Below are 12,109 nucleotides of genomic sequence, written 5' to 3'. Positions count from 1 at the left end.
AATTTTCCGCATATAAAAATCAGTTGCCTGTAGGGCAACTACGTCCGGGTGGAAAACAACGCTAGCCAAGGGGAGCTCAATGCAGAAGAGCACTAACGACTCCCGCGTGCAATCCATGTACGCGGGTGACCGGCGATGGGCGGTATTCGCCGTCGCCGCACTCTGGGCCACCTACGCCTTCGTGTTCTGGAAGGTGCTGCCGTACGTCGGCACGCAGGAGGTGATGTACGCCCTCGCGATCGCGGGCGGCATCGTGCTGCTGTTCAACACCGCCTCGATCCTGGCGATGATTGAGCACTACGCCGGCGACAAGGAGCACATCTACGGCCTCGACATCCACTACCTCGATGTCCTGCGCGGCAAGGGTTGAGGAGGGAATTATGGCCAGACCACAGTACAAGCCGCCCGAGCAGTCCAAATTCGGACAGCTCGTCGATTCGCTCTTTCTCCTCGTGCTCGTCGTCGCGAGCCTTTTTGCTCCCGTCTACTTCGGGCTCGCCGGCGGCGGCAAGACGACGATCGAGTTCGCCGAAAAGACTTGGGCCGGCATGGGGCAGAACGCCGTCATGCAGGCGCAGTGGGAGAAGCTCGGCTACACGCCGGAGACGGCCGCCGATCTCATCGCCTCGCGCTTCGACTACTCCTTCAGTGTGCCGGCCCTCATCGTCACGGCGCTGGTGGTGATCGCCTACTTCGTATTCGTCTTCCGCTGGTCGGCGAAGGAATACAAGGACGTGATCAGCGAACGGTTCGACCGGTAACGGAGAGCTTCCATGGAAAATCTGAGTAACTTCCAGCTGCTGGAATATGCGGCCTGGGGCATCTCCGCCGTCCTCGGTCTGTGGATGCTGTTCGACATGCTGCGCACCAACCACGTCTATTCGGAGCAGACGCTGCTTTCATCGAAAGAAGGAGAGATCGAGGACGTCCTCGTGATCGATCCGCCGCACCAAGGGGGGCACCGGTGACCCAATCGACAGCAATCCACGGCGAGAAAGTCTCGCTACTCCGCGTCCTCGGCCCCGGCCACGTGTGGGCGCTCGGCGTCGGCATCGTTCTCGTCGGCGAGTACATGGGCTGGAACTTCGCCGTCGGCAAAGGTGGCGCGCTGGCCGCGCTCATCGCCTGCTGGGTGGCGGGCATGCTCTACACCTGCGTCGCCATGATCGATTCGGAGGTGACCTCGACGGTCGCCGCCGCCGGCGGTCAGTACGCGCAGGCCAAGCACATCGTCGGCCCTCTTATGGCCTTCAACGTCGGCCTGTTCCTCGTCTTTGCCTACACCATGCTGGAGGCCGCCAACGCCATCACCGCCGGCTATCTTGTGCAGACCGTGGGCGCCATGGCCGGCTTCGAAGGCGTGCACGACAGGCCATTCATCGTGCTCACCATCGCGGCGCTCGCCTGGCTCAATTACCGCGGCGTGTTCGCGACGCTCACCTTCAACCTCGTCATCACCGCGATTGCTTGCCTCGCGATCCTCGTACTGTTCGCGTCGGTGCGCCCGTGGACCGACGAGGTGCTGCAGCCGGGGCAACTTCTTACCGGGCTGCCGTACGGCTGGCTCGGCGTTGTCGCCGCCTTGCACTTCGGCCTGTGGTACTACCTCGGCATCGAGGGCACCACGCAGGCGGCCGAGGAGGTGCGCTCGCCGGCGCGTGCGCTGCCGCTCGGCACCATGACTGGCATGATCACGCTGCTCGTAGCGGCGACCATGACCTGGTACGTGTGCGTCGGTCTGATGCCGTGGGAGTACCTCGGCCAGGCGATCACGCCGCTGTTCGATGCGGCGCGGCTGACCGGCTCGCTGCCGCTGATGGTATTTCTGTTCGTCGGCACCATCTTCTCCACGCTCGCCTCGGCCAACGGCTGCATCAACGATGCCTCGCGCGCCTGGTTCTCCATGGGCCGCGACCGCTATCTGCCGGTGTGGTTCGGCGCCGTGCACCCCAGATACCGCACACCGTATCGGTCGATCGTGTTCCTCGTTCCGGTGGCGCTGATCTTCGCCCTCGGCGCTCCGCTCGATCAGGTGATCACGTTCTCGATCCTGTCGGGACTGCTCGGCTACACCTTCATGTCGTTCAACATGGTGATGTTCCGGCGCAAGTGGCCGCTGGGCTCGATCCGCCGCGGCTACGTGCATCCATTCCACCCGCTGCCGGCGACCGTGCTGTTTGTGCTCTGCGCGACCACCTACTTCGCGGTGTTCCTCGGCTACGGCACGCAGCTCGTGGCGATGATGGTGTTCTACATCCTTGCCTCGGCGTGGTTTGCCTTCCACCGCTACAAGTACGTGAAGCGGGGCGACCAGTTCACGATGCCGTGGCCACGTCCGGCCGTCTACTAGAAGTGCAAGAGTGTCGTGCCGCGGGATCCCACGACCCGCGGCACCTCCCCTGGCGATCCCCGTCTGGCTCTGCGGGGGTCGCCCCTTCGTTACCAAGCCTTGCTTCAGTAGCCGCGTGAGAACGAAGCGATGTCCCTGATCATGCTCCTCGCCGCCGGCTCCATCGCTGCCGTCCTCTTCGTCGGCGTACGCGATCATCGCGCCGCGAAAGCAGCGCGGCGCGGGCTGCTCGATGGTTGCGTCAATGCCGTCGAGCGTCCCCACCTCACCCATGGCGGCGACGGTTTCCCGCACCTTTCCGGTCGGCTTCTTGGCCGTGAGGTTCGCGTCGATCTCATCCCCGATACGATGACCATCCGCCGGCTGCCGCAGCTGTGGCTCAGCACGACGATCCTTGACCACAACGCCGCCCTGCCGCGGCTTAGCGTGCTCGTACGCCCGGCGGGCACCGAGTTCTACTCGCTCAACGCGCGCTTCGAGCATCGCTTGGATGCCCCGCACGGCGTCCCGGCCGAGGTGCTGATCCGCGGCGACGCCGGCGCCGAGCGCCTGCTTGCGGCGCTCGCCGAGACGCTCATCGATGTGCTCGCCGATGCGCGCATCAAGGAGATCGTCATCACCGAGCGGGGCTTGCGCATCGTGCGTCAAGCCGGCGAGGGCAAGCGTGGCGAGCACCTGCTGCTGCGCCAATCGGTATTTGAGGACGCCGCGGTGGCGCGGCACGATCTGGCAACGGTGCTCGACCAGCTGCAGACCATCCGCGCCATCGCCTCCGCTTACGGCCGGGCACGCGCCGCATGAGCGCTAAGAAGCCGATCAACCCCTATATCGTTCTCGCCCTCGCCATCCTTGCACCCGGCGCAGGACATGTCGCCGCCGGCGCGCCGCAGCGCGGATTGGGCTTTGCCTTCTTCTCGCTGCTGCTGGCCATCTTGACCTGGCACACGACGACGCCGGACACCTCGTTCATCGGACGCTCCGCTGGCGGCTTGTTCGTTTGGGCGCTCTCCATTCCGGACGCCTATCGCATCGCGCGCCTGCGCTACGAGATGTGGCGTCATGGGCAAAAAGTTGCCTCAGGGGAAAATAGTATTCATAGCAGTTGAATTGCATCGAAGCCCCTGCTAAGTTTCCTCAGCCATCTAAGCATGTGGGGACCGTAGAAAATGTGCGGCATCGTCGGCTTATTCATCAAGGACGCCGAGCTTGAACCGAAACTCGGAGCGCTCACCTCGACCATGCTCGCGACCATGTGCGAGCGCGGACCGGATTCGGCGGGCTTTGCCGTATATGGACCGGCTCTCCAGGGACGAGCCAAGATCACCCTGCAGTCGCCCGATCCCGATCGGGACTTCGCCGGACTGACGGCGACGATTTCCCAGGCCATCGGCACCGATGTCAGCCTCGAGCGCAAGTCGACGCACGGCGTGCTCACCGTTCCCGCCGACAAGGCTCAGGCGGCACGCGAAGCGCTGCGCACCGGCCACCCGAAGCTGCGCATCATGAGCACCGGCGAGGCCATCGAGATCTACAAGGAGGTCGGCTACCCGATGCAAGTCGCCAGCCGCTTCGACCTCAGCAAAATGCAAGGCTCGCACGCCATCGGCCACACCCGCATGGCCACCGAGTCCGCGGTGACCACCATGGGCGCGCACCCATTCTCGACCGGGTCGGACCAGTGCCTGGTGCACAACGGTTCGCTGTCGAACCATCACAACCTGCGCCGCGAGCTGGTTCGCGACGGCATGACCTTCGAGACTGAGAACGATACCGAGGTCGCCGCCGCCTACATTTCGTGGCGCATCAAGCAGGGCATGAACCTCGGCGAAGCGCTGCAGAAGAGCCTCGACGACCTGGACGGCTTCTTCACCTTCGTCGTCGGCACCAAGAACGGCTTTGCCGTGGTACGCGACCCCATCGCCTGCAAGCCGGCGGTGATGGCGGAGACGGATCGGTACGTCGCCTTCGGGTCGGAGTACCGCGCCCTCGCTGGACTGCCCGGCGTCGATAGCGCGCGCATCTGGGAGCCCGAGCCCGCCACTGTCTACTTCTGGGAGCGCTAATCCTAATGCCGACCATCGATCTCGCCACCTTATCGCTACGCGACCTGAACGAGCTGCTGCACAGGCAGACCGCCGGCACTAACGAGACGCAGTGGGAAGTTCTAAACCCCAAGGGCAGCCATGCCGTCGCCGCCGGCGTCGACGCCCCGCTCAACATCGATATCAAGGGCAGCGTCGGCTACTACGTCGCCGGCATGAACAAGCAGGCGACGATCACCGTGCACGGCTCGGCCGGCCCCGGCGCTGCCGAGAACATGATGTCGGGCAAAGTGGTCGTCAAAGGCGATGTCAGCCAGTACGCTGGCGCCACCGGGCGCGGCGGCATGCTCGTCGTCGAGGGCAATGCCTCCTCGCGCTGCGGCATCTCGATGAAGGGCATCGACATCGTCGTCAAGGGCAACATCGGCCACATGTCGGCGTTCATGGCGCAGACGGGCAACCTCGTCGTTTTCGGCGATGCCGGCGATGCTCTGGGGGATTCCATCTACGAGGCCAAGCTGTTCGTGCGCGGCCAGGTCAAGAGCCTAGGCGCCGATTGCATCGAGAAGGAGATGCGCGACGAGCACCTGGAACTCGTCGACAACCTTCTGCAGCGCGCCGGCCTCAATGGCGTCAAGCCGAAGGACTTCCGCCGCTACGGCTCGGCCCGCAAGCTGTATAACTTCAATATCGACAACGCGGACGCCTACTGATGAGCTACCACAACCCGCCGACCACACCGCGCAAGTCCGCCATTTTCGACGAGTACACGCTTTCAGAGATCCGCCGCGCCGCGACGACCGGCATCTATGACATCCGCGGCGGCGGCGCCAAGCGCAAGCTCCCGCACTTCGACGATCTGCTGTTCCTCGGCGCCTCGATGTCGCGCTATCCGCTCGAAGGCTACCGAGAGAAATGCGCGACCAACGTCGTTATCGGCACGCGCTACGCCAAGAAGCCGATCGAGCTGAAGATCCCCATCACCATCGCCGGCATGAGCTTCGGCTCTCTCTCCGCCAACGCCAAGGAAGCCCTCGGCCGCGGCGCCACGATCGCGGGCACATCGACGACGACCGGCGATGGCGGCATGACGCCGGAGGAGCGCGGGCAGTCGCAAACGCTGGTCTACCAGTACCTGCCCTCGCGCTACGGCATGAACCCCGACGACCTCAGGAAGGCCGACGCCATCGAGGTGGTGGTCGGCCAGGGCGCCAAGCCCGGCGGCGGCGGCATGCTGCTCGGCCAGAAGATCTCCGACCGCGTCGCCGAGATGCGCACCCTGCCCAAGGGCATCGACCAGCGATCGGCCTGCCGGCACCCCGACTGGACCGGTCCCGACGATCTCGAGATCAAGATCCTCGAGCTGCGCGAGATCACCGACTGGGAGAAACCGATCTATATCAAGGTCGGCGGCGCGCGCCCCTACTACGACGTGGCACTGGCCGTGAAGGCTGGGGCCGACTGCGTGGTCGTCGACGGCATGCAGGGCGGCACGGCGGCGACGCAGGAGGTGTTCATCGAGCACGTCGGCCAGCCGACGCTCGCCTGCATTCGCCCCGCCGTGCAGGCGCTGCAAGATCTCGGCATGCACCGCAAGGTGCAGCTCATCATCTCCGGCGGCATCCGCAATGGCGCCGACGTTGCGAAGGCTCTGGCGCTCGGCGCGGATGCCGTCTCCATCGGCTCGGCAGCGCTCGTCGCCCTCGGCGACAATGATCCCTCGCTAGAGAGCGAATATCAGCAGCTCCAGACCACGGCCGGCTCCTACGATGATTGGCACGAGGGCCGCGACCCGGCCGGCATCACCACGCAGGACCCTCATCTTGCAGGGCGCCTCGATCCCGTCCTCGCCGGCCGCCGCCTCGCCAACTACCTCAAAGTGATGACGCTCGAGACGCAGACCATCGCGCGCGCCTGTGGACACAATCACGTGCACAATCTCGAGCCCGAGGATCTCTGCGCGCTCACCATCGAGGCCGCCGCCATGGCGCGCGTGCCGCTCGCTGGGACGAGCTGGATACCGGGACAGGGCAACCTTTAGAAACAGGGCGGCTAGGTTTGGGTCTGTTTGCGAAGTTTCGATCGCCCGCGAAGCGCGCCAACGTAACCACGGTTGGGGAAGTACCTATGGCTCAGGATATGGCTCACATCGCCACTCAGGACCTCGCGCAGATCGCGAAGGAACGCGGCATCCGCTACTTCATGATCTCCTACACCGATCTGTTCGGCGGCCAGCGCGCCAAGCTGGTCCCGGCGGCAGCGATTGCCGATATGCAGAAGGATGGCGCCGGGTTCGCGGGCTTCGCCACCTGGCTCGACATGACGCCGGCGCACCCCGACCTGTTCGGGATGCCCGATCCTTCGGCCCTCATCCAGCTTCCCTGGAAGAAGGACGTTGCCTGGGTGGCCGCCGATTGCGTCATGGAGGACAAGCACGTGGCGCAGGCGCCGCGCGTCGTGCTCAAGAACGTTCTGGCGAAGGCCAATGCACAGGGCCTCTACGTCAAGACCGGCGTCGAATGCGAGTATTTCCTCACCAACACCGACGGCACTGCAATCTCCGACACGAAGGATAACGCTGCCAAGCCGTGCTACGACCAGCAAGCCCTGATGCGCCGCTACGACGTCATCAGCGAAATCTGCGACTACATGCTGGAGCTGGGCTGGGGCCCCTACCAGAACGACCACGAGGATGCCAACGGCCAGTTCGAGATGAACTGGAACTTCGATGACGCGCTGATCACCGCCGACCGGCACTCGTTCTTCAAGTTCATGGTCAAGTCGATCGCCGAGAAGCACGGCCTCAGGGCCACCTTCATGCCCAAGCCCTTCCCCGGCCTCACCGGCAACGGCTGCCACGTGCACATCTCGGTATGGGACAGGGCCGGCACCACCAACGCCTTCCTCGACAACACCGACGAGATGGGTCTGTCGCAACAGGGCTACAATTTCCTCGGCGGCATCATGCGCCATGCCGAGGCGCTGGCCGCCATCACCAACCCGACGGTCAACTCCTACAAGCGCATCAACGCGCCGCGCACGATCTCGGGTGCCACCTGGTCGCCGAACACGGTCACGTGGACCGGCAACAACCGCACGCATATGGTGCGCGTTCCCGGCAAGGGCAGGTTCGAGTTGCGCCTCCCCGATGGCGCCGCCAATCCCTACCTGCTGCAGGCTGCCGTCATTGCCGCGGGCCTTTCCGGCATCGCCCACAAGGCAAGCCCGGGACGCCGCTACGATATCGACATGTACCAGCTCGGGTACACAGTCACGGATGCGCCGAAGCTGCCGCTCAACCTGCTCGATGCCCTGCGCAACTTCGACAAGGATGCGGAGCTGAAGGCGGCGCTCGGCAACGAGTTTGCCGATGCCTACCTGAAGCTCAAGCAGAACGAGTGGAACTCCTACGCCTCGCACTTCACCCAGTGGGAGCTCGACAACACGCTCGACGTCTGAGCCCTGAGAACGAGGGGCTCGCATCGTCCGACGGAGACCGTGCGAGCCTCATCCCTCCTCACAAAAAGAAGACGCAGAGCCTGGAGGGTCCCATGACAGCCGCGCCGCCCGGCAATGCATCCCACGCGGCCGAACCCAATCCCCCGCGTTCCGCTGCGGCCGAGCCCCTTCCCTACGATCTGGTGGGTGGCGAAAAGGGCCTGCGCAATCTGGTCGAGACGTTTTACGACATCATCGAGCGCGAGCCGGAAGGACGTGTCCTGCACGTGCTGCATTTGCGCGGGCACGGGGTCGCTCACTCGCGCATCGAGCAGTTCAATTTCCTATCGGGCTTCTTTGCCGGCCCCAGCCTCTATGTGCAGAAGCACGGCCACTCGGACGTGCGCCAGATGCACGAGCACGTGGAAATCGATGCCGAGGCGAAGGATGCCTGGCTCAATTGCATGGCGATCGCCATCGATCGCGTCGGGCTGCCGGCCGATATCAAGGCGCGGCTGATGGCGCCGTTCGCGCGCGTGGCGACGCTCCTGGTCAACCAGAAGTAATCTCAGGCAAAAAAAAGCGGAAGGACGTCGGGTGCCCTTGAGCACACGACTACCTTCCGCAAGTGCGCGGCGCGCGGACGGTAGCGGGCCGGCGCACGCAGCGACTAGGGCAAATTTCCCGGTCTCGATTTCTGAAAGTTCCCGAATAGCCCGACGCGACGTCGCGGGCGCGGTGGTCGGCGCGCTACTTCATTTCCATGGAAACGCGGATCAGATCCGCGGTGCGCTCGACGCCGAGCTTGCTCTTGATGATCGAGCAGGTGTTGGCCACCGTCTTGTAGGCGACGCCGATGGTTTGCGCGATCTCGGTGAGGCTGTTGCCCTCGCCCAGAAGGCGCAGGATCTCGATCTCGCGCATGGTGAGCTGCTGCAGCGGGTCCTCGGCCGAAAGCTGCGTGAAGGCCAGCTCGCCGGCGATCTCGCGCTCCACGTAGCGCCCCCCCTCCGCCACCTTCTTGACTGCGGTGACAAGCTCATCGGCGCCGGCGCTCTTGCTGACGTAGCCGCGCGCGCCGAGCCTCAGCGCCCGGGCGGCGTAGATGGGCTCGGCGTGCATGGAGAACACCACGACGCGCACCTTCTCGTCCTCGCTCAAGAGGCGGCGCAACAGCTCGAGCCCGCCGATGCCAGTCAGGTTGAGGTCGAGCAGCACCAGCTCGGGGCGTATCTCGCGGAACATGGCAAGCGCTTCCTCGCCGGTCGAGGCCTCGTGCAGCTCGGCGCCGCTCATGCCCGACAACAGGCGGCGAACGCCCTCGCGCACGACGATATGATCATCCACCAGCAGGATCTTCATTGCAGCGTTGCCTCGTGACTTTCGTAGGAGCGGGCTGGTGCTGTGGTCGCCCGCGCAGGTAGACGTGCAGTGACGACCACCCCGGGCCCGTCGGTGCGATTGGCCACCTCGAGGCGGCCACCGAGCGTGGCGACGCGCTCTTGCATGCCGACGATGCCGAAGCCGCCAGGCGCCGTGCCGGCCTTGAGGCCGCAACCGTCGTCGGTGACGCAAATATCGATCGAGCGATCGGCGTTGGCCCTGACCTCGATACTTATCGTCGTCGGGGCGCCGTGGCGCACGGCGTTGCTGAGGCTCTCCTGCACGATGCGATAGATGGTGCCGTCGATCAGCTCGCCGAAGCTCTCCTCGGGCACGTCGACGCGGACGATCAGCTTCGGGCGGTGGGCGCGCCAGAACGCGACGAGATTGTCGATGGCGTGCGCCAGACCGACGTCGAGCAGCATCGCCGAACGCAGGCGCCCGAGAATGTCGCGCACGTGCCGCTGCATGCGGCCGATGGCCTCGCGGATGATGCCGACGCGATGCGGAATGTCCTCGTACTCGCCCGCCTTGGCGAGCTGCTCGATGGCCACGGCATCGACGTCGGCGGCAAACAGCAACGGGCCGATTTCGTCGTGCAGGTCGCGGGCGAGATCGGCGCGCTCCTCGTCTTGCACGGAGGTGAGCTGCTGCTGCAGGCGCTTATTCTGCGCCTCCGAGCGCGCTAGCCGCGCAACCATTTGGTTGAAGCTCTGCGAGAGGCGCACGAGCTCCAGCGGGCCACGCTCGTTGAGGCGCTCGCGATAGTCGCCGTCGCCGACGCGCGCGAAGGCGGTGGTGAGGTTCTGCAACGGGCGGATAGTCGTCGCCAGCGTCCAATAGATGAAGGCGAGCACCAGCGCGCAGAAGATGGTGAGCACGCTCAGCGTCAGCCAGACGTCGCTCCACACCTCGGCTACCTCGTTGCGCGGATCGGTCTGCAGTATGACGGTGCCGAACCGATCGAAGACGGGCGGCAGATCCACCGCCACTTCCTTCGGAGGCGCCGCCAGCAGTGAGACCAGCCAGGCAGGCGCGGGGGTTTCCGCCCGCGCGACCTGCGAGGAGCGGAGCACCTTGCCATCCGCGACGAGCATGGCGCGCAGGTGCCGGTCGCCCTCGAAATCCGCCACCAGCAGGGCCAGGCGGCGCGCCGGGTCGGTCGCCTCCTCCCAATCGTCGACGGCGTTGTGCGCGATGCGGCTGCCGACCGCGATTGCCGCCTGCATCTCGGTCTCGATCTTGGCCACCGCATGCCAATAGGTGAAGGCGCCGCCGGCGACGAGGCTCAGCAGCAGCGTGGCAAGGATCGAAACGAGCAGGCGATTGCGCAGCGACAAGCGGAAGTACCTCGGTGCCAGATTTGGAACATTATAACAGTGTGCCGCCTCCGCCTAGAGCGGCCAGGCAATCCTTACCCATAACCTCGAGCTGGCGCTAATGGGCGCGTTGCCAGCCTAGCCGGACCAATGTAGGCGGGACATCATGACGTAAACGGGGAGCAGCGCCGCGGTGAGGGATGGCTCGAGTTGCAGCGTCGCCGTCGTCGGGGGAGGCCCGGCCGGCCTGATGGCGGCGGAGGTGCTAGCCGCCGGAGGCGCCGCCGTTACCGTTTACGACCGCATGCCCTCGCTGGCCCGTAAGTTTCTGCTCGCCGGGCGCGGCGGCCTCAATCTCACGCACAGCGAGGACTTCGCGCACTTCCTTGCCCGCTACGGCGCGGCGCAGGAGCACTTGCGTCCGGCGCTCGAAGCGCTGCCGCCGGCAGCGGTGCGCGCCTGGTGCGAAGAGCTGGGCCAGCCGACGTTCATCGGCTCGAGTGGGCGGGTGTTCCCCGTCGCCATGAAGGCTTCGCCGCTGTTGCGCGCCTGGCTCGCGCGGCTGATCGGCGCCGGGATCGTGTTCCGCAATCGCCATCGCTGGCTCGGCTGGGATGCGGCGGGATGCCTAAGGTTCGAGACGCCCACCGGCACGCGAGCGACAGGCGCCGATGCCGTCGTCCTCGCCCTCGGCGGCGCGAGCTGGCCGCGCCTCGGCTCCACGGGGGACTGGGTGCCAGCGCTCACCGGAGCGGGCGTCGCCGTCGCGCCGCTGGCGCCGTCCAATTGCGGCTTCCTCATCGACTGGTCAGAAACGTTTCGCGGCCGCTTCGAGGGCCAGCCGTTGAAACGCATCGCGCTGAGCTTCGGCAATACGAGCGTACGCGGGGAGGCGCTGATCACCGCGCAAGGCATCGAGGGCGGTGCCGTCTACGCGCTCTCGGCGCCCTTGCGCGATGCCCTCGCGTCCAGCGGAACTGCGGAGCTGCGCGTCGACCTGCGTCCCGACGTGTCCGTCGCCGATCTCGCCGCACGTCTCGGCAGGCCGCGCGGCAAGCAATCGCTGTCGACCTTCCTGCGCAAAGCAGTCGGCTTGTCGCCGGCCGAGATCGGCCTCCTGCACGAAACGGCAACTGCGCGTGTGACCGCCATGGGGGCAGACGCGCTCGCGGCCCTGATCAAGTCGGTGCCGCTGCCACTCATCGCGCCGGCGCCCATCGACAGGGCCATCTCCACCGCCGGTGGTGTCAAATGGGGCGAGGTCGACGCCAACCTGATGCTGCGTCGCCGCCCCGGCGTATTCGTCGCCGGCGAGATGCTCGACTGGGAGGCGCCGACGGGCGGCTATCTGCTGCAGGCCTGCCTGGCGACCGGCGCCCAGGCCGGCCGCGGCGCCTTGCAGTGGGTCGCGCAGCAGCATGTGCTGTCATCCCGGAAGCCGACGCGTTAGCGGAGGCTATCCGGGACCCAGCATGAGAATCGTCAAAGACACCAACGATGAAAAGCATGCGCTGGATCCCGGGTCTTCGCTCGCTGCCGCTCGCTTGCCCGGGATGACAGATTGGTGGGAAGCGTCA

14 protein-coding genes are annotated in these 12,109 nt (G+C 65.6%); 12 read left to right on the top strand and 2 right to left on the bottom strand.

Annotated features, from left to right (window positions below; all coding sequences use genetic code 11):
* The first annotated feature begins 79 nt into the window (after nucleotides 1-79).
* The 11 genes from F9K20_RS07495 to F9K20_RS07445 all read left to right on the top strand — a co-directional run bounded on the left by F9K20_RS07495 (nucleotide 80) and on the right by F9K20_RS07445 (nucleotide 8,396).
* On the top strand, nucleotides 80-370 hold the full coding sequence (locus tag F9K20_RS07495; RefSeq protein WP_290999372.1) for a hypothetical protein: 291 nt from the start codon (nucleotides 80-82) through the stop codon (nucleotides 368-370).
* A gap of 10 nt (nucleotides 371-380) precedes the next feature.
* The gene (locus tag F9K20_RS07490) at nucleotides 381-761 is read left to right on the top strand and encodes a hypothetical protein (RefSeq protein ID WP_290999369.1); all 381 of its coding nucleotides are present in this window, start codon (nucleotides 381-383) and stop codon (nucleotides 759-761) included.
* Between the two features lie 12 nt (nucleotides 762-773).
* Nucleotides 774-968 (top strand): hypothetical protein, encoded by a 195-nt coding sequence (locus F9K20_RS07485; RefSeq protein ID WP_290999367.1) that lies wholly within the window; start codon nucleotides 774-776, stop codon nucleotides 966-968.
* Nucleotides 965-2,350 carry an APC family permease gene (locus F9K20_RS07480; protein ID WP_290999364.1) on the top strand — a complete coding sequence of 462 codons (1,386 nt, stop codon included), beginning with the start codon at nucleotides 965-967 and terminating at the stop codon, nucleotides 2,348-2,350. The genes F9K20_RS07485 and F9K20_RS07480 overlap by 4 nt, the downstream gene beginning before the upstream one ends.
* Before the next feature lie 129 nt (nucleotides 2,351-2,479).
* A complete protein-coding gene (locus tag F9K20_RS07475) occupies nucleotides 2,480-3,151 on the top strand; it encodes a hypothetical protein (RefSeq protein WP_290999362.1) in 672 nt (223 codons plus the stop codon).
* Nucleotides 3,148-3,456 carry a hypothetical protein gene (locus tag F9K20_RS07470; protein ID WP_290999360.1) on the top strand — a complete coding sequence of 103 codons (309 nt, stop codon included), beginning with the start codon at nucleotides 3,148-3,150 and terminating at the stop codon, nucleotides 3,454-3,456. Before F9K20_RS07475 ends, F9K20_RS07470 begins: the two co-directional genes overlap by 4 nt.
* Before the next feature lie 60 nt (nucleotides 3,457-3,516).
* Complete coding sequence (locus F9K20_RS07465; RefSeq protein ID WP_290999358.1) at nucleotides 3,517-4,413, top strand: glutamine amidotransferase family protein; 897 nt, start codon at nucleotides 3,517-3,519, stop codon at nucleotides 4,411-4,413.
* Between the two features lie 5 nt (nucleotides 4,414-4,418).
* The gene (locus tag F9K20_RS07460) at nucleotides 4,419-5,105 is read left to right on the top strand and encodes a GXGXG domain-containing protein (RefSeq protein ID WP_290999356.1); all 687 of its coding nucleotides are present in this window, start codon (nucleotides 4,419-4,421) and stop codon (nucleotides 5,103-5,105) included.
* Entirely contained in the window at nucleotides 5,105-6,433 is a 1,329-nt protein-coding gene (locus F9K20_RS07455) for an FMN-binding glutamate synthase family protein (protein ID WP_290999354.1), read from the top strand. The genes F9K20_RS07460 and F9K20_RS07455 overlap by 1 nt, the downstream gene beginning before the upstream one ends.
* An 86-nt stretch (nucleotides 6,434-6,519) precedes the next feature.
* Nucleotides 6,520-7,851 carry a type III glutamate--ammonia ligase gene (gene glnT / locus F9K20_RS07450; protein ID WP_290999351.1) on the top strand — a complete coding sequence of 444 codons (1,332 nt, stop codon included), beginning with the start codon at nucleotides 6,520-6,522 and terminating at the stop codon, nucleotides 7,849-7,851.
* 92 nt (nucleotides 7,852-7,943) lie between these two features.
* Nucleotides 7,944-8,396: a group II truncated hemoglobin gene (locus tag F9K20_RS07445; RefSeq protein ID WP_290999348.1), complete on the top strand. Its 453-nt coding sequence runs from the start codon at nucleotides 7,944-7,946 to the stop codon at nucleotides 8,394-8,396.
* Between the two features lie 184 nt (nucleotides 8,397-8,580).
* Here F9K20_RS07445 and F9K20_RS07440 read toward each other — a convergent pair whose 3' ends face one another.
* Both F9K20_RS07440 and F9K20_RS07435 read right to left on the bottom strand, forming a co-directional pair.
* A complete protein-coding gene (locus F9K20_RS07440) occupies nucleotides 8,581-9,192 on the bottom strand; it encodes a response regulator transcription factor (protein WP_290999345.1) in 612 nt (203 codons plus the stop codon).
* Nucleotides 9,189-10,553: a HAMP domain-containing protein gene (locus tag F9K20_RS07435; protein WP_290999342.1), complete on the bottom strand. Its 1,365-nt coding sequence runs from the start codon at nucleotides 10,551-10,553 to the stop codon at nucleotides 9,189-9,191. Before F9K20_RS07435 ends, F9K20_RS07440 begins: the two co-directional genes overlap by 4 nt.
* A gap of 172 nt (nucleotides 10,554-10,725) precedes the next feature.
* On the opposite strand from F9K20_RS07435, the gene F9K20_RS07430 reads away from it, so the two are divergent.
* Nucleotides 10,726-11,982 carry a TIGR03862 family flavoprotein gene (locus F9K20_RS07430; RefSeq protein ID WP_290999339.1) on the top strand — a complete coding sequence of 419 codons (1,257 nt, stop codon included), beginning with the start codon at nucleotides 10,726-10,728 and terminating at the stop codon, nucleotides 11,980-11,982.
* Nucleotides 11,983-12,109 lie beyond the last annotated feature (127 nt).

This window comes from Hyphomicrobium sp. (assembly GCF_009026145.1).
Classification (GTDB): domain Bacteria; phylum Pseudomonadota; class Alphaproteobacteria; order Rhizobiales; family Hyphomicrobiaceae; genus Hyphomicrobium_A.
Note: the sequence above shows the minus strand (reverse complement) of the source record. Positions and strands in the feature narration are given on the sequence as shown.

Coding starts and splice junctions, on each gene's coding strand:
- glnT (WP_290999351.1), top strand. CDS start 6,520: ATGGCTCAGGATATGGCTCACATCGCCACTCAGGACCTCGCGCAGATC.
- F9K20_RS07475 (WP_290999362.1), top strand. CDS start 2,480: ATGTCCCTGATCATGCTCCTCGCCGCCGGCTCCATCGCTGCCGTCCTC.
- F9K20_RS07490 (WP_290999369.1), top strand. CDS start 381: ATGGCCAGACCACAGTACAAGCCGCCCGAGCAGTCCAAATTCGGACAG.
- F9K20_RS07485 (WP_290999367.1), top strand. CDS start 774: ATGGAAAATCTGAGTAACTTCCAGCTGCTGGAATATGCGGCCTGGGGC.
- F9K20_RS07495 (WP_290999372.1), top strand. CDS start 80: ATGCAGAAGAGCACTAACGACTCCCGCGTGCAATCCATGTACGCGGGT.
- F9K20_RS07470 (WP_290999360.1), top strand. CDS start 3,148: ATGAGCGCTAAGAAGCCGATCAACCCCTATATCGTTCTCGCCCTCGCC.
- F9K20_RS07460 (WP_290999356.1), top strand. CDS start 4,419: ATGCCGACCATCGATCTCGCCACCTTATCGCTACGCGACCTGAACGAG.
- F9K20_RS07455 (WP_290999354.1), top strand. CDS start 5,105: ATGAGCTACCACAACCCGCCGACCACACCGCGCAAGTCCGCCATTTTC.
- F9K20_RS07465 (WP_290999358.1), top strand. CDS start 3,517: ATGTGCGGCATCGTCGGCTTATTCATCAAGGACGCCGAGCTTGAACCG.
- F9K20_RS07440 (WP_290999345.1), bottom strand. CDS start 9,192: ATGAAGATCCTGCTGGTGGATGATCATATCGTCGTGCGCGAGGGCGTT.
- F9K20_RS07445 (WP_290999348.1), top strand. CDS start 7,944: ATGACAGCCGCGCCGCCCGGCAATGCATCCCACGCGGCCGAACCCAAT.